This window comes from Paraburkholderia sp. SIMBA_027, assembly GCF_046535315.1.
In the GTDB taxonomy this organism is placed as follows: Bacteria; Pseudomonadota; Gammaproteobacteria; order Burkholderiales; family Burkholderiaceae; genus Paraburkholderia; species Paraburkholderia tropica.
Map to the genome: position 1 here is coordinate 1 of NZ_JAWRWY010000752.1, position 266 is coordinate 266.

The 266-nt window shown below is 62.8% G+C and carries 1 protein-coding gene; it reads left to right on the forward strand.

The features are described 5' to 3' along the window. Positions 1–266 (forward strand): CHAD domain-containing protein (locus SB764_RS41065; RefSeq protein WP_410866905.1); only part of this gene is annotated, 266 nt, incomplete at both ends.

The window sequence follows — 266 nt, forward strand, 5'->3', positions numbered from 1 at the left end:
GAAACTGATTGCCAAGGGATGGGAGCGGACGGCAGCGAAAGCGCTAGCCGCGCTTGACGCCTGCCATGGCGAGGCCTCCGACAGCGCCTTCCATGAACTGCGCAAGCGAACGCAGGATTACCGCGCCAATCATAAACTCCTGACCGTCCTCTGGCCTACTGCGATGAAAGCCAAGCGCGACGCGGCGAAGGCGCTGGTGGATCGTCTGGGACACGTCCACGATCTGTCCGTGCTCAGCGATCTCGTAGAGGCCGAGCCGCAGCTCT